Raw genomic sequence first — 23367 nt, 5'->3', positions numbered from 1 at the left:
CTCTATCTGAAAACCGGTTTCTACTTTTCGGGATATGCTGTAGGTGCAGACCCGGAGGCTGTCGGTTAGGACAGCCCCATTTTCATGCGGGCGACGTAGAGGGACAGGATCGCTGCGTTGGAGACGTTGAGGGACTTGATCTCTCCTGGCATGTCCAGGCGGGCGAGGGCGTCGCAGTTTTTGCGGACGCCTTCACGTACACCTTTTCCTTCAGAGCCGAGGACCAGCAGGGTCTTATCCGTGAATGTTGTGTTTTCGACGGAGTTCGGGCCTTCGCTGTCCAGTGCGATTGCCTGATAGCCTTTGTCTCTCATTTCATCGACAAAACGAGACATGTTCGGGACGCGGACGTGTTTGATCATATCCAGCGCGCCACTTGCTGTTTTGGCAAGGACCGGGCCTTCTTCAGGTGCGTGACGGCGGGTGGTGACAACAGCGTCAGCACTCAAGGCGACAGCGGAACGTAGGATAGCGCCGACATTGTGCGGATCGGTGACCTGATCGAGTGCCAGAACGAGCTGACCGTCCTGGAGTTCTTCCGGTCCATATTCAGGAAGGGCATCCACCAGCAGCGCAGCGCCCTGATGGACGGCATCTTTGCCAACCAGCTTGTCGATATCGCGGGGGCTAGCTTCTTCAACCGGAACGTCAATCTTCAGATTGCGCTCTTCCAGCCGCCGTAATGCGTTTTGCGTTATGAGGAGCTTGTGCCGAGTGCGTTCCGGATTTCTAAAGGCGGCTTCAATGGTGTGAAGTCCATATATATAGAAAGGGCCGTCTTCAGCAGCTGATTTCTTCAGCCAGGGCTTGCCCTTTGAAAATCCACCAGACGGTTTTCCATCGGGCCGGCTTTTCTTATGGGGGCGATCATTGCCTCGCTCTGGGCTTTGCTCAGGGCTCCAGCGGTTGCCGCCTGCGCTCTTTTGTTTTTTAAAGTTGCTCATAGCCTCTCGATACTCCGGTGATGTTTTCGCTTCAAGGGAATAAAGAGGGGAGGCTAAACATTCCTTTTTTGCTGCTTATATAAAAAGAGCAGGTCCAGTGAATTTGAGAGGGTGTTCATGTGTGTAATCTTTTCATTTTGCCAAAAAAAGAATTTGCACCAAAATTGCCGGGTTTGGTGAGAAGAGCTGTGATTTAGCAAGGTCATACGTAGATTCCGTCGGTTAGTTCTCCGACAAAAAAGGGGGAAAACTAACTGCCTTGTTGATTTTGCACAGGCACATGCAAAAGAGGCGTTGACAGATGGCGTTCTCAGCGGCATAAACCGCGCCACAGGACGCGGCGCAACTGCTTAGCGGTTAAGCGGCGTGTTTGGCAAAACGAGTTTCAAAAAGTTCTCTTTTAGAGAATTTTGGTCGATCTCGGAGGAGTGCCCGAGTGGCTAAAGGGGGCGGACTGTAAATCCGCTGGCTATGCCTACGTTGGTTCGAATCCAACCTCCTCCACCATCGACTTGAAATTGGTAATGCGGGTGTAGCTCAATGGTAGAGCAGCAGCCTTCCAAGCTGAATACGAGGGTTCGATTCCCTTCACCCGCTCCAATCTCTTCTCGCTCTTTGCTGAAGGTATCCTAACAGAATCCTTGGGGTCTTTTATTGGCTTCAAGCCTTGATCGACGGAACTACGATTAAATAGAGAGCTACGCCCATGGCGAAGGAAAAATTTGAACGTAATAAGCCGCACGTCAACATCGGCACAATCGGCCACGTTGATCACGGCAAAACTACGCTGACTGCTGCGATTACTAAATCTTTTGGTGATTTTAAAGCATATGACGAAATTGACGGTGCTCCTGAAGAGCGCGCACGTGGTATCACTATCTCCACTGCGCACGTTGAGTATGAGACCGAAGCTCGTCACTACGCACACGTTGACTGCCCAGGCCACGCTGATTATGTGAAAAACATGATCACTGGTGCTGCACAGATGGACGGCGCGATCCTCGTTGTTAACGCTGCAGACGGCCCAATGCCTCAGACACGCGAGCACATCCTGCTCGCTCGTCAGGTTGGTGTGCCTGCTCTGGTTGTCTTCATGAACAAAGTTGACCAGGTTGACGACGAAGAACTGCTTGAACTCGTAGAAATGGAAGTTCGTGAACTTCTTTCTTCCTACGAATTCCCGGGCGATGATATTCCAATCATTGCTGGTTCTGCACTTGCTGCTCTTGAAGACCGCGATGACGCGATCGGCAAAGACAAAATTGTAGAGCTGATGGCTGCAGTTGACGACTATATCCCAACTCCTGACCGTCCACGCGATCTGCCATTCTTGATGCCGATCGAAGACGTGTTCTCTATCTCTGGCCGTGGTACTGTTGTAACCGGTCGTGTAGAGCGTGGCATCGTTCACGTTGGTGACGAAGTTGAGATCGTTGGCGTTAAAGACACATCTAAGACCACTGTTACTGGTGTTGAAATGTTCCGCAAGCTGCTCGATCAGGGCGAAGCTGGCGACAACATCGGTGCATTGATCCGTGGTGTTGGTCGTGAAGATGTTGAGCGTGGCCAGGTTCTTTGTAAACCAGGTTCCGTTACTCCTCACACTAAGTTTAAGGCTGAGGCATACATCCTCACCAAGGAAGAGGGTGGACGTCACACTCCATTCTTCACCAACTACCGTCCGCAGTTCTACTTCCGTACGACTGACGTGACTGGTGTTGTTTCTCTGCCAGAAGGCACAGAAATGGTGATGCCTGGTGATAACGTTGCTGTTTCAGTTGAACTTATCGTACCAATCGCTATGGAAGATGGTCTGCGCTTCGCTATCCGTGAAGGCGGTCGTACCGTCGGCGCTGGTGTGGTAGCAGAAATCATCGAATAAAGGCTTTTAAAGTCTTTACATATCGTGCCGCGGTGGTTATTGCGGTACGGTTCCTTCCAGTGAGTTGATTATTGGTCGGAAAAAAGTTTTGTCCCATGCTTGGGACTTTGTAGGGGTATAGCTCAGTTGGTAGAGCGACGGTCTCCAAAACCGTAGGTCGCGGGTTCGAGCCCTGCTGCCCCTGCCATCTCTTTGGTTGAGAAAAATCTTGATTAATCGAAGTTGGTGGCATATGAAGAGTTTTTCAGGGATAGGGTGCGTGGAAGAATCTACGCGCCCACCTGTCGTGTAATGGGCCGGGACCGGATGGCAAAAACCAATCCTTTTACATTTATCCAGCAAGTTCGTTCTGAAACTGCGAAGGTAACTTGGCCGACGCGTAAGGAAACTGGCGTGACCACGTTAATGGTCTTCGTGATGGTTTTCCTGGCGGCGATGTTCTTTCTTGCTGCTGACCAGCTGATGAGCTGGGGTATCAGTTTACTGCTTGGCTTCTAAATAGCCTTACAGGCATTTCTAGTAGGAACAGGATTTAAGATGGCTAAGCGCTGGTATATTGTGCACGCTTATTCGAACTTCGAGCGTAAAGTTGCTGAAGCGATTAAAGAAAGAGCTCAGCAGCAGGGTCTTGAAGATTCATTTGACGAAGTTCTGGTTCCGACCGAGAAATTCGTAGAGGTACGTCGCGGTCGCAAAGTTGATGCTGAGCGTAAGTTCTTCCCAGGATACGTTCTGGTGAAGATGGAGATGAGCGACGATGCTTATCACCTGATCAACGATACGCCGAAAGTTTCCGGCTTCCTCGGTAACGACAAGAAGCCGATGCCGATCTCTGAGGCTGAAGCGCAGCGTATTCTTAATCAGGTTCAGGAAGGTGTCGAAGCTCCGAAACCTTCTGTCAGCTTTGAAGTTGGTGAACAGGTTCGCGTCAGCGATGGCCCGTTTGCTTCCTTCTCTGGTCTCGTCGAGGAAGTCGATGAGGAACGGGCACGTCTGAAAGTGACAGTGTCCATCTTCGGCCGGGCTACCCCGGTTGAGCTTGAATACGGACAGGTCGACAAAGTCGGTTAAGTCCGGGATGGGGCGGCAGGTGAAGCGCACTTTCGTCGGTGTGCTGGAAGCCAGACCGCCCGCTCTCTTATCCAGTGAAATGCGCTTGGCGTGATTTCACAGATCCATTCTGGAGAGAATTATGGCGAAAAAGATTGACGGCTACTTAAAGCTTCAGGTGCCAGCAGGTTCTGCTACACCATCCCCACCAATTGGTCCTGCGCTGGGTCAGCGCGGTCTGAACATCATGGAATTCTGTAAGGCGTTTAACGCTAAGACCCAGGATGTTGAGAAAGGTGCTCCTTGCCCAACCATCATTACTTATTACTCCGATAAGTCTTTCACTTTTGAAGTTAAGACAGCTCCGGCTTCTTTCTTCCTTAAGAAAGCTGCAAAAGTCAAATCTGGCTCAGCAACTGCTGGTCGCGGTACCATTGCGTCCGTGACTAAAGCTCAGGTTCGTGAAATCGCAGAAGCTAAGATGAAAGATCTCAACGCTAACGACATCGAAGCAGCAATGCTGATGATCGAAGGCTCCGCCCGTTCCATGGGTCTGGAAGTTACGGAGTAAAGTATCATGGCTAAAGTAGGTAAGCGCATTAAAGCTGCTCGCGAAGGTATTGATCGTAACAAAGAGTACGCAGTAAGCGAAGCTCTTGGTGTTGTTAAGTCTGGCTCCACTGCCAAGTTTGACGAAACCATCGAAGTTGCAATCAACCTTGGTGTTGACCCACGTCACGCAGACCAGATGGTCCGTGGTGCATGTGTTCTTCCAAACGGTACCGGTAAAACTGTACGCGTTGCTGTATTTGCTCGTGATGCGAAAGCTGATGAAGCAAAAGCTGCTGGCGCAGACATTGTTGGTGCTGAAGAGCTGGTTAAAGAAGTTCAGGGCGGTACCATCAACTTCGATACCGTCATCGCAACTCCTGACATGATGCCACTCGTTGGTCGTCTTGGTAAAGTTCTCGGTCCTCGCGGCATGATGCCTAACCCTAAGGTTGGTACTGTGACCCCTGACGTGACCAAGGCTGTTAAAGACGCCAAAGGTGGTTCTGTACAGTTCCGCGTTGAAAAAGCTGGTATCATTCACGCTGGCGTTGGCAAAGCTTCTTTCGAAGCTTCCAAGCTGGAAGAGAACGTGAAAGCGTTCGTTGATGCAGTGATCAAAGCTAAGCCATCAGGTGCAAAAGGTACTTACGTTAAGCGCGTAGCCCTTTCATCCACGATGGGACCTGGCGTGAAGGTTGATCTTGGTTCTATTACCGAGTAAACACCTCGCCTATAAGAGTTACCTCCCGCTTTTATGTGGGAGGTTTTACCGCTGAAAGACTGTTATGGTCCTTCGGCATCCCTGTCCGAGACTGCAGGTGCCAACGTTTGTTGGTTTAAGTTTTTGATAAGAAAGGCCTGCATAGATGGAGAAGAACTGATTTGGTTGATATGCAAAATGCAATTCAACCTTGCGGTTCGAACCAAATTGCCTTGCTGCGTCTCTCCGGCGCGTAAGGGGACAGGACCCTAATCGTCGTTGTCGAGGTTGGGTTAGCCCAACTTTGATGCGGCAAAGGCAAACCGGCGGCAATGAGAATTGCTGCCAACTGGAGAAGGCAAGTGGAAAGAGCGGATAAGCAAAAGTTCGTCAGCGATTTCAACGAAGTGTTGTCGAACACTGGCGTTGCAGTTGTTGCGCACTATGCGGGCCTTTCAGTTTCTCAGATGACTCAGCTGCGTGCTGATGCTCGTGAAGCTGGTGGTACCGTAAAGGTTGCTAAAAACCGCCTTGTCAAGCTTGCCCTTCAAGGCACTGAACTAGAGCATATCAGCGACCTGTTCACAGGCCCAACTGTCATCGTCTACTCTGACGATCCAGTTGCTGCGCCTAAGGCTGCTGCTAACTTCGCTAAGGCTAACGAAAATTTCGTAATCCTTGGTGGTGCTCTTGGTTCAACTAACCTGGATACTGCTGGTGTTAAAGCACTGGCAGCGATGCCGTCTCTGGACGAGCTTCGTGGCAAGCTGGTGGGTATGCTTCAGACCCCAGCGACCCGTATGGCCATGGTTACGAGCGCACCGGCCGGGCAACTTGCTCGCGTCTTCAATGCGTACGCCGAGAAGGACCAAGCCGCGTAAGGCGGAACCACATAATTTTTGTCAAAACCGAAAACGGTTCGAACAACAAGGTACTGAAAAATGGCTGATCTCTCAAAGATCGTAGAAGAACTCTCCGCACTGACCGTTATGGAAGCTGCTGAGCTTTCCAAGCTGCTCGAAGAAGAGTGGGGCGTTTCCGCTGCTGCTCCTGTAGCTGTTGCTGCTGCTGGTCCAGCTGCTGAAGCTGCTGAAGAACAGACTGAATTCGACGTGATCCTGGCTGATGCTGGCGCGAAGAAAATCAACGTGATCAAAGAAGTGCGTGCGATCACGGGTCTTGGCCTGAAAGAAGCTAAAGAGCTCGTAGAAGGCGCTCCAAAAGCTGTTAAAGAAGCAGTTTCTAAAGACGAAGCTGCTGAGCTGAAAAAGAAGCTCGAAGAAGCTGGTGCAAAAGTAGAACTCAAGTAATCCTGAGTTCTTCAGATATTGGTCCCGGAGTAATCCGGGACCTTTTCCGTACCCTGGCGGGTTTCCCGGCCGGGGTAAACGTCCCAACGGGGGAGGGTGCCTGAACAGCGCCCTATTGTGGACGGTTCTGAGAAGCTACGTTTTCTGCCATGCAGGGCGTCGTTTTTCTGAACCGTCACCTTGAGTGATACGAGGAGCGACAATGACGCAGACGTTCAACGGTCGCAAGCGGGTCCGTAAATACTTCGGATCCATCCGCGATGTAGCGGCTATGCCAAACCTTATCGAAGTGCAGAAGGCGTCTTATGACCAATTCTTGCAAGTTGATAAGGTTGAAGATAACCGCGTTGACGAAGGCCTAGAGGCCGTATTTAAGTCCGTATTCCCCATTTCGGATTTTGCAGGCAATTCCCTTCTTGAATTCGTAGATTACGAATTTGAAGCACCAAAGTATGATGTGGAAGAGTGCCGCCAGCGTGATATGACTTACGCTGCGCCACTGAAGCTTACGCTTCGCCTCATCGTGTTTGATGTGGATGAAGATACTGGCGCAAAATCGGTTAAAGACATCAAAGAACAAGATGTCTACATGGGCGATATTCCGTTCATGACCGATAACGGTACCTTTGTGATCAATGGTACAGAACGCGTTATCGTGTCTCAGATGCACCGTTCCCCGGGTGTATTCTTTGACCATGACAAAGGTAAGACCCACTCTTCCGGTAAACTTCTGTTTGCTGCACGTGTGATCCCTTACCGTGGTTCATGGCTCGATATCGAATTCGATGCTAAGGACATTGTCCACGCACGTATCGACCGCCGTCGTAAGATCCCTGTGACATCTTTGTTGATGGCGCTTGGTCTTGATAGCGAAGAGATTCTCAATACCTTCTATAACCGTATCGACTACGTACGTAACGGCGAAAACAGCTGGTCCGTACCGTTCGATGGTGCTCGACTTAAGGGTACTAAAGCAACTGCCGATATGGTTGATGCTGCCAGCGGTGAAGTGGTTGTTGAAGCTGGTAAGAAAATTACCGCTCGCACAATCCGTCAGTTGACTGAAAAGGGTGTTAAATCTCTTAAGGGTACTGATGATGATCTGTTTGGCCAGTACCTTGCCGAAGACATTGTTGATACGCGTACTGGTGAGATATATGCTGAAGCTGGTGAAGAGCTGACTGAAAAGCTTCTTCATGAGTTGATCGAGCGTGGCTACCACGATCTGCCTGTTCTGGATATCGACTACGTTAACGTTGGTCCTTTCATCCGCAACACGCTGGCTGCTGACAAGAATGACGGCCGCGAAGGTGCTCTGTTTGACATCTACCGCGTTATGCGTCCTGGTGAGCCGCCAACCATTGAGACTGCAGAGGCTATGTTCCAGTCTCTGTTCTTCGATGCTGAGCGCTATGACCTTTCCGCGGTTGGCCGCGTGAAGATGAACATGCGTCTTGACCTTGAGTGTGAAGATACTGTTCGTGTTCTGCGTAAAGACGATATCCTGTCAGTGATCAGCCTGCTGCTTAATCTTCGTGATGGTCGCGGCGAAATCGATGACATCGATAACCTTGGTAACCGTCGTGTTCGCTCCGTTGGCGAACTGATGGAAAACCAGTACCGTGTTGGCCTGCTGCGCATGGAACGTGCGATCAAGGAGCGTATGAGCTCCGTTGAGATCGACACTGTGATGCCTCAGGATCTGATCAACGCAAAACCTGCTGCAGCAGCTGTACGTGAGTTCTTCGGTTCTTCCCAGCTGTCTCAGTTTATGGATCAGACCAACCCACTGTCTGAAGTGACGCATAAGCGTCGTCTTTCAGCGCTTGGGCCTGGTGGTTTGACCCGTGAGCGCGCAGGCTTTGAGGTTCGTGACGTTCACCCAACACACTATGGTCGTATCTGCCCGATTGAAACACCGGAAGGTCCGAACATTGGTCTGATCAACTCACTGGCAACTTTTGCACGTGTGAACAAGTATGGCTTTATTGAAAGCCCATACCGCCGCGTTATTGATGGCCTTGTGACGAAAGACGTTGTCTATCTCTCCGCTATGGAAGAGAGCAAGTACTATGTTTCTCAGGCGAACGCTGAGATGAACGAAGATGGTAGCTTCGTGAACGACCTGGTTCAGTGTCGTCATGCGGGTGAAAACATCTTGGTCACCTCTGATCGCGTTGATCTGATGGATGTGTCTCCGAAGCAGCTGGTTTCCGTTGCTGCGTCGCTCATTCCGTTCCTTGAGAACGATGATGCGAACCGCGCATTGATGGGCTCCAACATGATGCGTCAGGCTGTGCCGCTCGTTCGTGCACAGGCTCCATTTGTTGGCACCGGTATGGAACCAATCGTTGCTCGTGACTCTGGCGCTGCTATTGGCGCACGTCGCGGCGGTGTGGTTGACCAGGTTGATGCAACACGTATCGTTATTCGTGCGACAGAAGATCTGGATCCTTCCAAGTCTGGCGTAGACATCTACCGCCTGATGAAGTTCCAGCGTTCCAACCAGGACACCTGTATCAACCAGCGTCCGCTGGTGAACGTAGGTGATCGGGTTCGTAAGGGTGATATCATTGCAGACGGTCCTTCGACTGATCTGGGTGATCTGGCGCTTGGCCGTAACGTTATGGTCGCGTTCATGCCTTGGAACGGCTACAACTTCGAAGATTCCATCCTTCTGTCCGAGCGTATCGTTCGCGATGACGTCTTCACCTCCATCCACCTCGAAGAATTCGAAGTGATGGCGCGTGATACGAAGCTTGGCCCTGAGGAAATCACTCGCGATATTCCTAACGTTTCTGAAGAAGCGCTGAAGAACCTTGACGAAGCCGGCATTGTTTATGTTGGTGCTGAGGTGAAACCAGGCGACATTCTCGTTGGTAAGATCACTCCAAAGGGTGAAAGCCCAATGACACCAGAAGAAAAACTTCTGCGTGCGATCTTCGGTGAGAAAGCTTCTGACGTTCGCGACACATCCATGCGTCTGTCTCCAGGTGTATCCGGTACTGTTGTTGAAGTTCGTGTATTCAACCGCCACGGCGTTGAAAAAGACGAACGCGCAATGGCTATCGAACGCGAAGAGATTGAACGTCTTGCGAAAGACCGCGACGACGAACAGGCAATTCTTGACCGTAACGTCTATGGCCGTCTGGCTGAGATGATCATGGGTCATGTGACTGTTGGTGGTCCGAAGAACTTCCGCAAGGGTGTTGAGATCGACGGAAACGTTCTGAACGAATTCCCACGTTCTCAGTGGTGGCAGTTTGCGGTCGAAGACGAGCAGCTGATGAGCGAGCTGGAAGCGCTTCGTGGTTCTTATGATGAGAGCCGTAAGCGTCTGGAACAGCGCTTCATCGACAAGGTTGAGAAGCTGCAGCGTGGTGATGAGTTGCCACCTGGCGTGATGAAGATGGTTAAGGTCTTCGTTGCGGTTAAGCGTAAGATTCAGCCTGGTGATAAGATGGCTGGTCGTCACGGTAACAAGGGTGTGGTTTCCAAAATCAACCCATGTGAAGACATGCCATTCCTGGATGACGGTCAACACGTTGATATTGTTCTGAACCCACTCGGCGTTCCATCCCGTATGAACGTTGGTCAGATTCTTGAAACACACCTTGGCTGGGCTTGTGCCGGCATGGGGCAGAAGATCGGCGAGCTTTACGACGAATATCGTAAGTCTGGCGAGATCGAGCAGCTTCGTGGCAAGGTCGTTGAGATCTACGGCGACAACATCAAGGGTGAGCCGGTTCAGGAATACGACGACGAAGGCATTGCTAAACTTGGTGAGCAGCTGCGTCATGGCGTTTCCATCGCGACTCCGGTCTTTGATGGTGCACGTGAACCTGACGTTGTTGACATGCTGAACATTGCTGAGATGAAGCCATCCGGTCAGTCTACATTGTATGACGGACGTACCGGTGAACAGTTCGACCGTCAGGTCACTGTGGGTTACATCTACATGCTCAAGCTTCACCACTTGGTTGACGATAAGATCCACGCGCGTTCTATCGGACCTTACTCTCTTGTTACTCAGCAGCCGCTGGGTGGTAAGGCGCAGTTCGGTGGTCAGCGCTTCGGTGAGATGGAAGTGTGGGCGCTGGAAGCTTATGGCGCAGCGTACACCTTGCAGGAAATGCTCACTGTTAAGTCTGATGACGTGGCAGGTCGTACCAAGGTTTATGAAGCTATCGTCCGGGGTGACGACACATTTGAGGCGGGTATTCCTGAGAGCTTTAACGTTCTCGTCAAGGAAATGCGTTCCCTGGGCCTCAATGTCGAGTTGCAGGATAAGGAACCGCGTCAGAAAGCCAATGATGACGCTGAAGCAATCGATGCCGCGGAATAAGACCTTTCAAGGTATTTCGCTGTAAGTCATGTATTCATGCCGGAAGAGGGGAGCCTGCTTATTAGCACGCTCCCCGACCTGCGCATTTTAGGAGAGAGCTGATGTCGCAAGAGGTCATGAACCTGTTCAATCAACAGGCTCCCGCACAGACCTTCGATCATATCCGCATCTCGATCGCCAGCCCGGAGAAAATTCTGTCCTGGTCGTTCGGTGAGATCAAAAAGCCGGAGACGATCAACTACAGAACTTTCAAGCCAGAGCGCGACGGGCTGTTCTGTGCTCGGATTTTCGGTCCTATCAAGGACTATGAGTGCTTGTGCGGTAAGTATAAGCGCATGAAATATAAAGGCGTTATCTGTGAGAAGTGTGGCGTAGAAGTCACCTTGTCCCGTGTACGCCGTGAACGTATGGGCCACATTGAGCTTGCAGCTCCCGTTGCGCATATCTGGTTCCTGAAGTCGCTGCCATCCCGTATCGGCATGCTGTTGGATATGACGCTTAAGGATCTTGAGCGCATCCTGTACTTTGAGAACTACGTTGTTATTGAGCCAGGCCTTACTCCTATGAAGCTGCGTCAGCTGCTTTCTGAAGAAGAGTTTGTTGCCGCTCAGGACGAATACGGTGAAGACAGCTTCACTGCTATGATTGGTGCTGAGGCGATCCGTGAAATCCTTGCCAGCATGGATCTGCAGCGTGAATCTGAAAAGATCCGTCAGGAAATTGCAGAAGCAACCACAGAGCTGAAGCCTAAGAAACTGGCGAAGCGTCTGAAGGTTGTTGAAGCGTTCATCGAGTCTGGAAACCGTCCTGAATGGATGATTCTGACCGTTGTTCCTGTGATTCCACCGGATCTGCGTCCGCTGGTTCCGCTGGATGGTGGCCGTTTTGCTACGTCTGATCTCAACGATCTTTATCGTCGTGTGATCAACCGTAACAACCGTCTGAAGCGTCTGATCGAGCTTAAAGCGCCTGACATCATTATTCGTAACGAAAAACGTATGCTGCAGGAATCTGTAGATGCGCTGTTCGATAATGGTCGTCGTGGTCGTGTGATCCAGGGTGCTAACAAGCGTCCTTTGAAGTCCCTTTCAGACATGCTGAAGGGTAAGCAGGGTCGTTTCCGTCAGAACCTTCTCGGTAAGCGCGTGGATTACTCCGGTCGTTCCGTTATTACTGTGGGTCCTGAACTGAAGCTGCACCAATGTGGTCTGCCGAAGAAGATGGCGCTTGAGCTGTTCAAGCCGTTCATCTATTCCCGCCTCGATGCAAAGGGTTATTCTTCCACTGTTAAGCAGGCGAAGAAGCTCGTTGAAAAAGAGCGTCCGGAAGTTTGGGATATCCTTGATGAAGTGATCCGCGAGCATCCGGTTCTTCTGAACCGTGCGCCTACGCTTCACCGTCTTGGCATTCAGGCCTTCGAACCTACCCTGATTGAAGGTAAGGCTATCCAGCTGCACCCACTCGTTTGTTCCGCGTTTAACGCTGACTTCGATGGTGACCAGATGGCTGTTCACGTTCCGCTTTCTCTGGAAGCGCAGCTTGAAGCCCGTACTCTCATGATGTCCACCAACAACATTCTGCATCCGGCGAACGGTGGTCCGATCATCGTACCGTCCCAGGATATTGTTCTTGGCCTCTACTACCTGTCCATTATGGCAGATGGTGAGCCAGGTGAAGGCATGGCCTTCGGTAACATGGGTGAGTTGCACCACGCGCTGGAAAACGGTGTTATCACTGTTCACTCCAAGATCCGTGGCCGCTTCAAGTCTGTTGATGAGCTGGGTAACCCAACCTCTGAAATCCACGAGACCACTCCTGGTCGTCTGATGATTGCAGAGCTGCTGCCGAAGCACTTCGAAGTACCGTTCGACGCCTGTAACAAGCTGATGACCAAAAAAGACATCTCCAAGATGATCGATACGGTTTATCGTGCTTGTGGCCAGAAAGAGACCGTTATCTTCTGTGACCGGGTTATGCAGCTTGGCTTCAAAAACGCATGTCGTGCTGGTATCTCCTTCGGTAAGGATGACATGGTTATCCCTGATGCCAAGGCGACACTCGTTGAAAGCACCACCACTTTGGTGACTGAATACGAACAGCAGTACAACGACGGTCTGATCACTCAGGGCGAGAAGTACAACAAGGTTGTTGACGCCTGGGCGAAGTGTACTGACAAAGTCGCTGATGAAATGATGGGCCGCATCTCTGCGACTGAGTTCGAAGAGGACACAGGTCGTCAGAAACAGATGAACTCTGTTTACATGATGGCTCACTCCGGTGCGCGTGGTTCTCCAGCGCAGATGAAGCAGCTCGGCGGTATGCGCGGTTTGATGGCGAAACCAGATGGTTCCATCATCGAAAACCCGATTATCGCGAACTTTAAAGAAGGTCTGTCGGTTCTCGAGTACTTCAACTCCACCCACGGTGCCCGTAAGGGTCTTGCCGATACGGCGTTGAAAACTGCGAACTCCGGTTACCTGACACGTCGTCTCGTGGACGTTGCACAGGACAGCATCATTCTTGAAGTTGACTGTGGTTCCACCGGTGGCATTACCGTTCAGCCAATCGTTGATGCTGGTAACGTGATCGCGACCCTTGGTATGCGTGTTCTTGGCCGTACTGCGGCTGAAGACATCCGCAACAACAAGACTGGCGAAGTGCTCGTTCCTAAGGGACGTATGATTGACGAGAAGGACGTGGAGCTTCTTGAAGCTGCCAAGGTCCAGATGGTCAAGATCCGCTCCGTGCTGACTTGTGAAACCAAGACTGGTGTATGTGCGACCTGTTATGGCCGTGACCTTGCACGTGGTACTCCGGTGAACATCGGTGAGGCTGTTGGTGTTATTGCTGCGCAGTCCATTGGTGAGCCTGGTACTCAGTTGACCATGCGTACGTTCCACATTGGTGGTACGGCACAGGTTGTTGATAGCTCCTTCATTGAATCCAACTTTGAAGGCACCGTGAAGATGCGCAACCGTAATGTGGTTCGCGACTCTGATGGCAACAACATTGTTATGGCACGTAACATGTCCATCATTATCGTAGATAGTGACGGTAATGAGCGTTCTACGCATCGTCTGACTTACGGTGGTAAAATCTTCGTTGACGAAGGTGACGTCATCAAGCGCGGTGATCGTATTTCTGAATGGGATCCGTACACTCGTCCGATCCTGACAGAACTTTCCGGTCGTGTTGGCTTTGAAGATCTGGTGGATGGTTCTTCTATGCAGGAAACTGCTGATGAAGCGACCGGTATCACCAAGCGTGTTGTTATCGACTGGCGTTCTTCTCAGCGTGGCGCTGATCTGAAGCCTGCGATGGTTATTCAGGATGACAGCGGCAAGATCAAGAAACTGGCTCGCGGTGGCGATGCTCGTTCCCTGCTTTCCGTTGACGCTATTCTGTCCGTGCAGCCAGGTGACATGGTTTCTGCTGGTGACGTTCTTGCACGTATTCCTCTGGAATCTGCAAAAACGAAAGACATCACCGGTGGTCTGCCACGTGTTGCTGAACTGTTCGAAGCACGTCGTCCGAAAGATCACGCGATTATCGCTGAGCTTGACGGTACGATCCGCTTTGGCCGAGATTACAAAAACAAGCGCCGCATCATCATCGATCCTACCGATGAGAGCCTGGAGCCTGTTGAGTACCTCATCCAGAAGAACAAGCACTTCCACCTGCAGGAAGGGGACACTATCGAGAAGGGTGAATACCTTGTTGATGGTAACCCGGCACCGCATGACATTCTTGCGATTAAGGGCGTAGAGGCACTGGCTGCCTTCCTCGTTAACGAGATCCAGGAAGTTTATCGTCTGCAGGGCGTGGGCATTAACGACAAACACATCGAAGTGATTGTTCGTCAGATGCTCCAGAAGGTTGAGATCACTGATCCGGGCGAAACAGAGTACTTCTCTGGTGAGCAGGTCGATAAGATCGAATTTGATGCAGCTAACCAGCGTGCGATTGATAATGCACGTGATCCTGCCAAGGGTGTTCCAGTTCTTCTGGGTATCACGAAGGCAAGCTTGCAGACTCGTTCGTTCTTCTCTGCTGCATCGTTCCAGGAAACAACGCGTGTTCTGACTGAAGCAGCTGTCTTCGGTAAGATCGATCCACTGGACGGTCTGAAAGAGAACGTGATTGTTGGTCGTCTGATCCCAGCGGGTACAGGCGGGGCGATGAACCGCACTCGTAAGATTGCGACATTGCGTGATGATCTCATCCAGGACGCTCGCCGTTCAGCTTCTACTGCTGGAACTGCGGACTCCATGTTGGAAGATTTCAGCCGTGACGGTCAGTTCTAGTGAGCTGCAAAATCTAAATTGAGGTCAAGCCGCCCTTCGGGGCGGCTTTTCCGTTTATGGCAGATGGTTGCTTGTGGCGACCTGCTGACCTGCCACTAACAAGAAAGACGCGTATCTGATTTTGGAAGCTGAGACATCTTGGCAGATACGTCTGGTGTTTTGAATTGAAACGCATCCTTTCGGTCGGGCTGGACTGATTGAGTGCGTGATGAAGGAAATAAAATGTCTGATCAGATTGAAGAAGAAAATGGTGATGACACCCCTCCAGTTGTCTACCTGATTATGGGCCGTGCCTGGAAAGAGGAGGACGGTGAAGAAGAAGATGGTCTTCCGTTCCACGTAATGGTGACCGCGCCTGATGACGATGGTGCAGTTCGCCGTGCCGTTGAAGCGTTGGGTGAACAGGGTTTCGTGGATGCAGCTCTTGATCAGCTGGGATACATCACGGAAACTCCGGAGGAAGAATTCTTCGTTCAGCCTTATAAAGATGCACTGGCAGGCAATGTTTCAGTGATCACGTTCTAAAAATTGAACTGATGATCCGATTTTGGATTTTGGAAAGGAGAGGGTTACCTCTCCTTTTTTGCGTTTTGGGAAAAAAGAGAGGTGTAAATGCCTCTTTGCTGGGTGGCTTTAAAAATGTAGTGATCTTGCCTGACTTGTGAGTACAGTGATCTTTTGGCTTTGCAGTTGAAGCCAGATTTAAATGGAGCGAACGTTCTTGGGGAATGCTACTTCGAAGACTGCATTGGTAACAGGTGCCAGCAAGGGCATTGGTCAGGCCACCGCGGTTGCTTTTGCCGAAGCTGGTTATGATGTCTGTGTGAACTATCATTTTGATGAGGCCGGAGCGGAAGAGACTGTCCGGCGATGCAAGGAGGTTGGCGTTCGCGCGATTGCTGTTGCTGCGGATGTTGCTGATCTTGAGGCCGTGCGTCAGATGTTTGTCATTTGTGATGATAGCCTCGGGCCGATCACTTGCCTCGTGAACAATGCTGGTATCATAGGGGGATCGTCCTCCTTAGTGGACTTGGATAGCTCGGCGTTGGTTTCGACTTTTCAGACCAATGTGTTCGGCATGATTTATTGCATGCAAGAAGTAGCTAAACGCATGAGGATTGACGAAGGTGGTTCTGGTGGTGCGATTGTAAATATGTCTTCGATTGCCGCCGTGATGGGGAGCCCAGGGGAGTATGTTCACTACGCCGCTTCAAAAGGTGCAGTGGAAACATTGACGGTTGGTGCAGGTAAAGAGTTTGGGCCCCTCGGCATTCGGGTGAATGCGATCCGTGTGGGAACAACTGCGACCGACATGCACCAGCGGGAGGGAAATCCTGATCGCCCGGCCCTTGTTGCTGCTGCAACACCTCTTGGTCGTATAGCCGAGCCTTCAGATATTGCAGAGGCTGCTGTCTGGCTTGGATCATCCGGGGCAGGATTCGTGAGTGGGACGACACTGACGGTTGCCGGCGGCCTTGCTCCCTAACTGGGTGTGTTGGGTGCTTGAGACTTGAGGCGATGACGTGCCTTCGCCCTGTGGCAGTATTTGCACTTAAGGGGCGTAATTGAATTTGAGTTAAAGCAGCAAGAATCAAATGACCTGCGGAAATGACGATGAGTCAGAGTAGGGATGTGCTTAACTTCCTTTTAATCTTCAGAGTCAAACTGCAATGAACACTTAAGCGCCTCCAAATTTTGACGTCTTCCGAGAGGAAATTGCTGAATCTACGCGAATCTTGGGATACACCGTATGAATCTGAGAGGCTGGGGCCAAGAATCTCTTGGAAGGGACTTGACGAACAGTGTCCTGATGAGTAGGTTCCGGCAACCTTATGGCAAGCAGTAAGCAATGTCCTTCTCCTGAGGCGCCTCGCCTCGGAGTACTGAAGCTTAAACGTTGTCGGGTTCAAAGGCGAATACAAGTCGAATGCAAGACCGCGGATCCGTCCGTGGTCCTCTGGTTTCGCGGTGCCCTTCACGAATAATCGTTCGTGGATTTGGTGCGCATGCGTATGTCTACCAGAAACTGCGTCCGGTCGAAGAGCAAAAGTAGTTAAAGGGCAAATTATGCCAACGATCAACCAGTTGATCCGTAAGCCGCGTACAGTGCCGGCGAAGCGGAACAAAGTTCCAGCGATGGAAGCGTGCCCGCAGAAGCGCGGCGTGTGTACTCGCGTATATACAACCACTCCTAAGAAGCCTAACTCAGCGCTTCGTAAAGTGGCAAAAATCCGTTTGACCAATGGCTTTGAAGTTATTGGTTATATCCCGGGTGAAGGTCATAACCTCCAAGAGCACTCCGTTGTCATGATCCGTGGTGGTCGTGTAAAGGATTTGCCTGGTGTTCGTTACCACATCATCCGTGGCGTTCTTGACACCCAGGGTGTTAAAGATCGTAAACAGCGTCGTTCCAAGTATGGCGCTAAGCGTCCGAAATAATAGGATATAGACCGATATGTCCCGCCGTCACGCCGCTGAAAAGCGTCAAGTTATTCCGGATCCTAAGTTCGGAGATATCGTCGTTACTAAGTTCATGAACGCAGTAATGCTCGATGGTAAAAAATCCACCGCAGAACGCATCGTATACGGTGCATTCGATGCGATCGAATCTAAGGCTAAGGCTAGCCCACTCGAGATGTTCCATCAGGCGCTCGAAAACGTTATGCCACAGGTTGAAGTTCGCTCCCGTCGTGTTGGTGGTGCAACTTATCAGGTTCCAGTCGAAGTTCGTACAGAGCGTCGTCAGGCACTTGCTATCCGCTGGCTGATTTCTGCAGCTCGCGGTCGTAACGAAACCACAATGGTTGGTCGTCTGTCCGGTGAACTGCTGGATGCTGCGAATGGCCGTGGTAACTCCGTTAAGAAGCGCGAAGATACTCACCGGATGGCTGAAGCTAACCGTGCATTCTCGCACTACCGTTGGTAATCACCCTGGATAGAGGCTGACGCTATGTCACGTACGCACAAAATCGAGGACTACCGTAACTTCGGTATCATGGCTCACATCGATGCTGGTAAGACGACCACTACAGAACGTATTCTGTATTACACTGGTAAGTCCCATAAAATCGGTGAAGTTCATGATGGTGCAGCTACCATGGACTGGATGGAGCAGGAGCAGGAGCGTGGTATTACCATTACTTCAGCTGCTACGACTGCCCACTGGAACGGTAAGCGTCTGAACATCATTGACACTCCAGGTCACGTTGACTTCACGATTGAAGTTGAACGTTCCCTGCGTGTTCTTGATGGTGCAGTTGCACTTCTCGATGCGAATGCTGGTGTTGAACCTCAGACTGAGACCGTATGGCGTCAGGCTGATAAGTACAACGTTCCACGCATGATCTTCGTCAACAAGATGGACAAGCTCGGTGCTGATTTCTTCCGCTGTGTAGAAATGATCGAGAAACGTCTTGGTGCGACCCCAGCTTGTGTTCAGCTGCCGATCGGCGCTGAAAGCGAATTTGCTGGTGTTATCGATCTGCTGAAGATGAAAGCATTGGTTTGGAACGGTGAAGCTCTTGGAGCAAGCTGGGATGAGCTGGATATTCCAGAAGATCTCGCTGACCAAGCTGCTGAATACCGCGAAAAACTGATCGAGATCGCTGTAGAAGTAGAAGAAGAAGCTACTGAAGCATACTTGGAAGGCGAAATGCCATCCAACGAAAAGCTTCAAGAGCTTATTCGTAAGGGTACCATTGCTGGCAACTTCGTTCCAGTATTGTGCGGTACAGCATTCAAGAACAAAGGCGTTCAGCCTCTTCTTGATGCTGTTGTAGATTACCTTCCTAACCCGGTTGAAGTGCCGGCGATTAAAGGTATCGACGCCAAGACTGAAGAAGAAACCACACGCGAATCTTCTGACGAAGAGCCGCTTGGTATGCTCGCATTTAAAATTATGAACGATCCGTTCGTTGGTTCTTTGACCTTCGCACGTATTTACTCTGGTGTGCTGAATAAAGGCTCATCCGTGCTGAATACTGTTAAGGGCAAGCGCGAACGCGTTGGTCGCATGATGCAGATGCACTCAAATTCCCGCGATGACATTGATGTAGCCTATGCAGGCGACATTGTGGCTATCGCAGGCCTGAAGGACACGACCACTGGTGATACGCTTTGTGATCCTCTGAAGCCTGTTATTCTGGAACGCATGGAGTTCCCGGATCCGGTTATCGAGATCGCTGTTGAGCCTAAAACCAAAGGTGACCAGGAAAAGATGGGCCTTGCCCTGAATCGCCTGGCTGCTGAGGATCCGTCCTTCCGCGTGAAGACAGATGAAGAGTCCGGCCAGACAATCATTGCTGGTATGGGCGAACTTCACCTGGACATCCTTGTTGATCGCATGAAGCGTGAATTCAAGGTTGAAGCAAACATCGGTGCACCTCAGGTTGCTTACCGTGAAACCATTACCAAGCCTGCTGATGTGGATTATACCCACAAGAAGCAGTCCGGTGGTACTGGTCAGTTTGCTCGCATCAAACTCTCTATCGAACCAAATGTTGTTGGTGAAGGTTTTGAGTTTGCTAACACGATTGTTGGCGGTAACGTTCCTAAGGAATACATCCCTGGTGTATCCAAAGGTATCGAATCCGTCATGTCCTCTGGTCCACTTGCTGGCTTCCCGATGGTCGACATTAAAGCTACCCTCACTGACGGTGCTTACCATGATGTTGACTCGTCTGTGCTCGCATTTGAGATCGCAGGTCGTGCTGGTTTCCGCGAAGCTGTGGCTAAAGCAGGTCCAAAGCTTCTGGAACCTATCATGAAGGTTGAGGTTGTCACTCCAGAAGACTATATGGGTGACGTGATTGGTGATTTGAATTCCCGTCGTGGACAAATCGCCGGTACCGAAAACCGCGGTGTCGTGACCGTTATCACTGCTATGGTTCCGCTGGCCAACATGTTTGGTTACGTGAACAACTTGCGTTCCATGTCCCAAGGACGTGCGCAGTATTCCATGGTGTTCGATCATTACGACCAAGTCCCGCAGGCTGTTGCTGACGAGGTTATGGCGAAATACGCCTAAACCTCATTAGACCAGTCAAAGGGATTCAAGAGAGAACGGAGAGATCCGATGGCTAAAGAAAAATTTGAACGTAATAAGCCGCACGTCAACATCGGCACAATTGGCCACGTTGACCACGGTAAAACTACACTGACCGCAGCGATTACTAAATCCTTCGGTGATTTTAAAGCATACGACGAAATCGATGGCGCTCCTGAAGAGCGTGCTCGCGGTATCACTATTTCAACAGCACACGTTGAATATGAAACCGAAGCTCGTCACTACGCACACGTTGACTGCCCAGGCCACGCTGATTATGTGAAAAACATGATCACTGGTGCTGCACAGATGGACGGCGCGATCCTTGTTGTTAACGCTGCAGACGGCCCAATGCCTCAGACACGCGAGCACATCCTGCTCGCTCGTCAGGTTGGTGTGCCTGCTCTGGTTGTCTTCATGAACAAAGTTGACCAGGTTGACGACGAAGAACTGCTTGAACTCGTAGAAATGGAAGTTCGTGAACTTCTTTCTTCCTACGAATTCCCAGGCGATGATATTCCAATCATTGCTGGTTCTGCACTTGCTGCTCTTGAAGACCGCGATGACGCGATCGGCAAAGACAAAATTGTAGAGCTGATGGCTGCAGTTGACGACTATATCCCAACTCCTGACCGTCCACGCGATCTGCCATTCCTGATGCCGATCGAAGACGTGTTCTCTATCTCTGGCCGTGGTACTGTTGTAACCGGTCGTGTAGAGCGTGGCATCGTTCACGTTGGTGACGAAGTTGAGATCGTTGGCGTTAAAGACACATCTAAGACCACTGTTACTGGTGTTGAAATGTTCCGCAAGCTGCTCGATCAGGGCGAAGCTGGCGACAACATCGGTGCATTGATCCGTGGTGTTGGTCGTGAAGATGTTGAGCGTGGCCAGGTTCTTTGTAAACCAGGTTCCGTTACTCCTCACACTAAGTTTAAGGCTGAGGCATACATCCTCACCAAGGAAGAGGGTGGGCGTCATACTCCATTCTTCACCAACTACCGTCCACAGTTCTACTTCCGTACGACTGACGTGACTGGTGTTGTTTCTCTGCCAGAAGGCACAGAAATGGTGATGCCTGGTGATAACGTTGCTGTTTCAGTTGAACTTATCGTACCAATCGCTATGGAAGATGGTCTGCGCTTCGCTATCCGTGAAGGCGGTCGTACCGTCGGCGCTGGTGTTGTAGCTGAAATCATCGAATAAGAATTGAGTTCGAACTGCGGTTTGATCTTGTGTTAAACCGCAGTTGCCTTGCTCAGTTAAGGATTAGTCATGAACGGTCAGAATATACGGATCCGCCTGAAGGCGTTTGATCACCGTGTTCTTGACGCTTCCACTAAGGAAATCGTGAACACGGCGAAACGGACCGGCGCACAAGTGCGTGGACCAGTTCCGTTGCCGACGCGGATTGAGAAGTACACAGTACTTCGCGGACCGCATGTTGATAAAAAGAGCCGTGATCAGTTCGAAATGCGCACTCATAAGCGTCTTTTGGACATCGTCGACCCAACACCACAGACAGTAGATGCTTTGATGAAGCTCGACCTGGCTGCTGGCGTTGATGTCGAGATCAAGCTCTAAGTGCGGCAAGGGGACACAGTAATGCGTTCTGGAGTGATCGCACAGAAGGTGGGTATGACCCGTATCTATAACGCGGCAGGCGAACACGTGCCCGTTACAGTACTGCGTCTAGACAACTGTCAAGTTGTTGCTCACCGGACGGCAGACAAGAACGGCTACACTGCGCTTCAGTTGGGCGTAGGTGCGGCAAAAGTTAAGAACACGAACCGCGCGATGCGTGGCCACTTTGCAGTTGCAAAAGTTGAGCCTAAGCGCAAACTCGCTGAGTTCCGTGTTTCTGAAGAGAACTTGATCGAAGTTGGTGCTGAGCTTACAGCTGACCACTTCCTTAACGGTCAGTTCGTGGATGTAACCGGCACCTCTATCGGTAAGGGCTTTGCTGGTGCGATGAAGCGTCACAACTTCGGTGGTGGTCGCGCTTCTCATGGTGTGTCTGTTTCACACCGTGCGCACGGTTCTACCGGTCAGTGTCAGGATCCAGGTAAGGTGTTTAAAGGCAAGAAAATGGCCGGACACCTCGGTGCTGAACGCGTAACCACTCAGAACCTGAAAGTTGTACGTACTGACGTAGAACGTGGTCTGATCATGGTTGAAGGTTCTGTACCTGGCTCTAAAGGCGGTTGGATCCTGGTTCGTGATGCAATTAAGAAGGCTCTGCCAGAGAACGTTCCTGTACCAGGTGCATTCCGTCAGAACTCTGCTATTGCAGCGGCTGAAGCCGGGAAGGAAGGTGAGTGATGGAACTCGAGGTTAAAACCCTCGGCGGTAACGCAGCGGGTTCGATCACAGTGTCTGACGAGATCTTTGGTCTCGAGCCACGTATCGACCTAATCCAGCGTGTTGTTCGCTGGCAGCTTGCAAAGCGCCAGGCTGGTACACATAAAACTTTGGGTCGTTCCGAAGTTAATGGTACCACCAAAAAATTCGTACGCCAGAAAGGTTCTGGCGGCGCACGTCACGGTAACCGTAAAGCACCTCAGTTCCGTGGTGGTGGTAGGGCATTTGGTCCAGTTGTGCGTGAGCACGCTCATGAGCTTCCTAAAAAAGTTCGTGTTCTGGGTCTGAAGCATGCTCTGTCTGCAAAAGCAGCTTCTGGCAACCTTGTTGTTGTTGAAGACGCGAAATCAGCAGAAGCCAAAACCAAGGCTCTGAAGGACCAGCTCGGTTCTCTCGGATTGAACAGTGCGTTGTTCGTGGACGGTTCTGAGGTAGATGCAAACTTCGGTTTGGCTACTCGTAACATTCCACTCGTAGATGTACTGCCGGTACAGGGTATCAACGTTTACGACATTCTTCGTCGTGATACGCTGGTCCTGACCAAAGCGGCAGTTGCAGCTTTGGAGGAGCGCTTCTAATGAGCAAGCTCGTTCACTACGACAAAATCGTATCTCCGGTGATCACCGAGAAAGCTACTTTTGCCTCTGAAGAGAATAAGGTTGTTTTCAAGGTTGCTCTCACTGCAACAAAACCGGAAATCAAAGCAGCTGTTGAAGCTCTGTTTGGCGTAAAAGTCAAAGCAGTCAACACACTGGTTCGCAAGGGTAAAACCAAGCGCTTCAAAGGTGTTGTCGGCAAACAGAACGACTTCAAAAAAGCTGTGGTCACTCTGGAAGATGGTCAGTCCATCGACGTGACGACCGGTCTGTAAGGGG

Annotated in this window: 20 protein-coding genes and 3 tRNA genes; 22 read left to right on the top strand and 1 reads right to left on the bottom strand. The window is 50.9% G+C overall.

Annotation, left to right across the window (positions count from 1 at the left end; genetic code table 11):
• Window positions 1–65 precede the first annotated feature (65 nt).
• On the bottom strand, window positions 66–944 hold the full coding sequence (locus PsAD46_RS21890; RefSeq protein WP_063304104.1) for an RNA methyltransferase: 879 nt from the start codon (window positions 942–944) through the stop codon (window positions 66–68).
• A 422-nt stretch (window positions 945–1366) separates the two neighbouring features.
• On the opposite strand from PsAD46_RS21890, the gene PsAD46_RS21885 reads away from it, so the two are divergent.
• The 22 genes from PsAD46_RS21885 (at window position 1367) to PsAD46_RS21780 (ending at window position 23363) form a co-directional block, all read left to right on the top strand.
• Window positions 1367–1451, top strand: a tRNA-Tyr gene (locus tag PsAD46_RS21885).
• Window positions 1452–1470: 19 nt separating this feature from the next.
• A tRNA-Gly gene (locus PsAD46_RS21880) sits at window positions 1471–1544 on the top strand.
• Between the two features lie 106 nt (window positions 1545–1650).
• A complete protein-coding gene (gene tuf, locus PsAD46_RS21875) occupies window positions 1651–2826 on the top strand; it encodes an elongation factor Tu (RefSeq protein WP_063289481.1) in 1176 nt (391 codons plus the stop codon).
• A 111-nt stretch (window positions 2827–2937) separates the two neighbouring features.
• A tRNA-Trp gene (locus PsAD46_RS21870) sits at window positions 2938–3013 on the top strand.
• Window positions 3014–3132: 119 nt separating this feature from the next.
• Entirely contained in the window at window positions 3133–3324 is a 192-nt protein-coding gene (gene secE / locus PsAD46_RS21865; protein ID WP_057464836.1) for a preprotein translocase subunit SecE, read from the top strand.
• 39 nt (window positions 3325–3363) lie between these two features.
• The gene (gene nusG, locus PsAD46_RS21860) at window positions 3364–3897 is read left to right on the top strand and encodes a transcription termination/antitermination protein NusG (RefSeq protein ID WP_057464835.1); all 534 of its coding nucleotides are present in this window, start codon (window positions 3364–3366) and stop codon (window positions 3895–3897) included.
• Window positions 3898–4018: 121 nt separating this feature from the next.
• Window positions 4019–4447, top strand: a complete 429-nt coding sequence (rplK, locus tag PsAD46_RS21855; RefSeq protein WP_057464834.1) for a 50S ribosomal protein L11 — start codon at window positions 4019–4021, stop codon at window positions 4445–4447.
• Between the two features lie 6 nt (window positions 4448–4453).
• Window positions 4454–5149 carry a 50S ribosomal protein L1 gene (rplA, locus tag PsAD46_RS21850; protein WP_063297947.1) on the top strand — a complete coding sequence of 232 codons (696 nt, stop codon included), beginning with the start codon at window positions 4454–4456 and terminating at the stop codon, window positions 5147–5149.
• A gap of 341 nt (window positions 5150–5490) precedes the next feature.
• Entirely contained in the window at window positions 5491–6009 is a 519-nt protein-coding gene (gene rplJ / locus PsAD46_RS21845) for a 50S ribosomal protein L10 (protein ID WP_063289485.1), read from the top strand.
• A 60-nt stretch (window positions 6010–6069) separates the two neighbouring features.
• Complete coding sequence (gene rplL / locus PsAD46_RS21840; protein ID WP_063289484.1) at window positions 6070–6438, top strand: 50S ribosomal protein L7/L12; 369 nt, start codon at window positions 6070–6072, stop codon at window positions 6436–6438.
• 202 nt (window positions 6439–6640) lie between these two features.
• Complete coding sequence (gene rpoB, locus PsAD46_RS21835) at window positions 6641–10783, top strand: DNA-directed RNA polymerase subunit beta (RefSeq protein ID WP_057464830.1); 4143 nt, start codon at window positions 6641–6643, stop codon at window positions 10781–10783.
• Between the two features lie 101 nt (window positions 10784–10884).
• A complete protein-coding gene (gene rpoC / locus PsAD46_RS21830) occupies window positions 10885–15087 on the top strand; it encodes a DNA-directed RNA polymerase subunit beta' (protein ID WP_063289483.1) in 4203 nt (1400 codons plus the stop codon).
• A 222-nt stretch (window positions 15088–15309) separates the two neighbouring features.
• A complete protein-coding gene (locus PsAD46_RS21825; RefSeq protein WP_057464828.1) occupies window positions 15310–15612 on the top strand; it encodes a hypothetical protein in 303 nt (100 codons plus the stop codon).
• A 196-nt stretch (window positions 15613–15808) separates the two neighbouring features.
• The gene (locus PsAD46_RS21820; protein WP_206599643.1) at window positions 15809–16573 is read left to right on the top strand and encodes an SDR family oxidoreductase; all 765 of its coding nucleotides are present in this window, start codon (window positions 15809–15811) and stop codon (window positions 16571–16573) included.
• Between the two features lie 581 nt (window positions 16574–17154).
• Complete coding sequence (gene rpsL, locus PsAD46_RS21815; RefSeq protein ID WP_057464826.1) at window positions 17155–17526, top strand: 30S ribosomal protein S12; 372 nt, start codon at window positions 17155–17157, stop codon at window positions 17524–17526.
• Between the two features lie 16 nt (window positions 17527–17542).
• Window positions 17543–18013, top strand: a complete 471-nt coding sequence (gene rpsG / locus PsAD46_RS21810) for a 30S ribosomal protein S7 (RefSeq protein WP_057464825.1) — start codon at window positions 17543–17545, stop codon at window positions 18011–18013.
• Between the two features lie 24 nt (window positions 18014–18037).
• Window positions 18038–20113 (top strand): elongation factor G, encoded by a 2076-nt coding sequence (gene fusA / locus PsAD46_RS21805; protein WP_063292675.1) that lies wholly within the window; start codon window positions 18038–18040, stop codon window positions 20111–20113.
• 48 nt (window positions 20114–20161) lie between these two features.
• Window positions 20162–21337: an elongation factor Tu gene (gene tuf / locus PsAD46_RS21800; protein ID WP_063289481.1), complete on the top strand. Its 1176-nt coding sequence runs from the start codon at window positions 20162–20164 to the stop codon at window positions 21335–21337.
• A 69-nt stretch (window positions 21338–21406) separates the two neighbouring features.
• Window positions 21407–21715 (top strand): 30S ribosomal protein S10, encoded by a 309-nt coding sequence (rpsJ, locus tag PsAD46_RS21795; protein ID WP_008547405.1) that lies wholly within the window; start codon window positions 21407–21409, stop codon window positions 21713–21715.
• A 21-nt stretch (window positions 21716–21736) separates the two neighbouring features.
• Window positions 21737–22453, top strand: coding sequence for a 50S ribosomal protein L3 (gene rplC, locus PsAD46_RS21790; RefSeq protein WP_057463439.1), 717 nt, complete (start codon window positions 21737–21739; stop codon window positions 22451–22453).
• The gene (gene rplD, locus PsAD46_RS21785; RefSeq protein WP_057463438.1) at window positions 22453–23070 is read left to right on the top strand and encodes a 50S ribosomal protein L4; all 618 of its coding nucleotides are present in this window, start codon (window positions 22453–22455) and stop codon (window positions 23068–23070) included. Before rplC ends, rplD begins: the two co-directional genes overlap by 1 nt.
• Window positions 23070–23363, top strand: coding sequence for a 50S ribosomal protein L23 (locus tag PsAD46_RS21780; protein ID WP_057463437.1), 294 nt, complete (start codon window positions 23070–23072; stop codon window positions 23361–23363). Before rplD ends, PsAD46_RS21780 begins: the two co-directional genes overlap by 1 nt.
• The last annotated feature ends 4 nt before the right edge of the window (window positions 23364–23367 follow it).

Origin of the sequence: Pseudovibrio sp. Ad46, assembly GCF_001623065.1 — a bacterium.
GTDB lineage: Bacteria > Pseudomonadota > Alphaproteobacteria > Rhizobiales > Stappiaceae > Pseudovibrio.
This window is presented reverse-complemented; position numbering and strand designations above follow the sequence as displayed.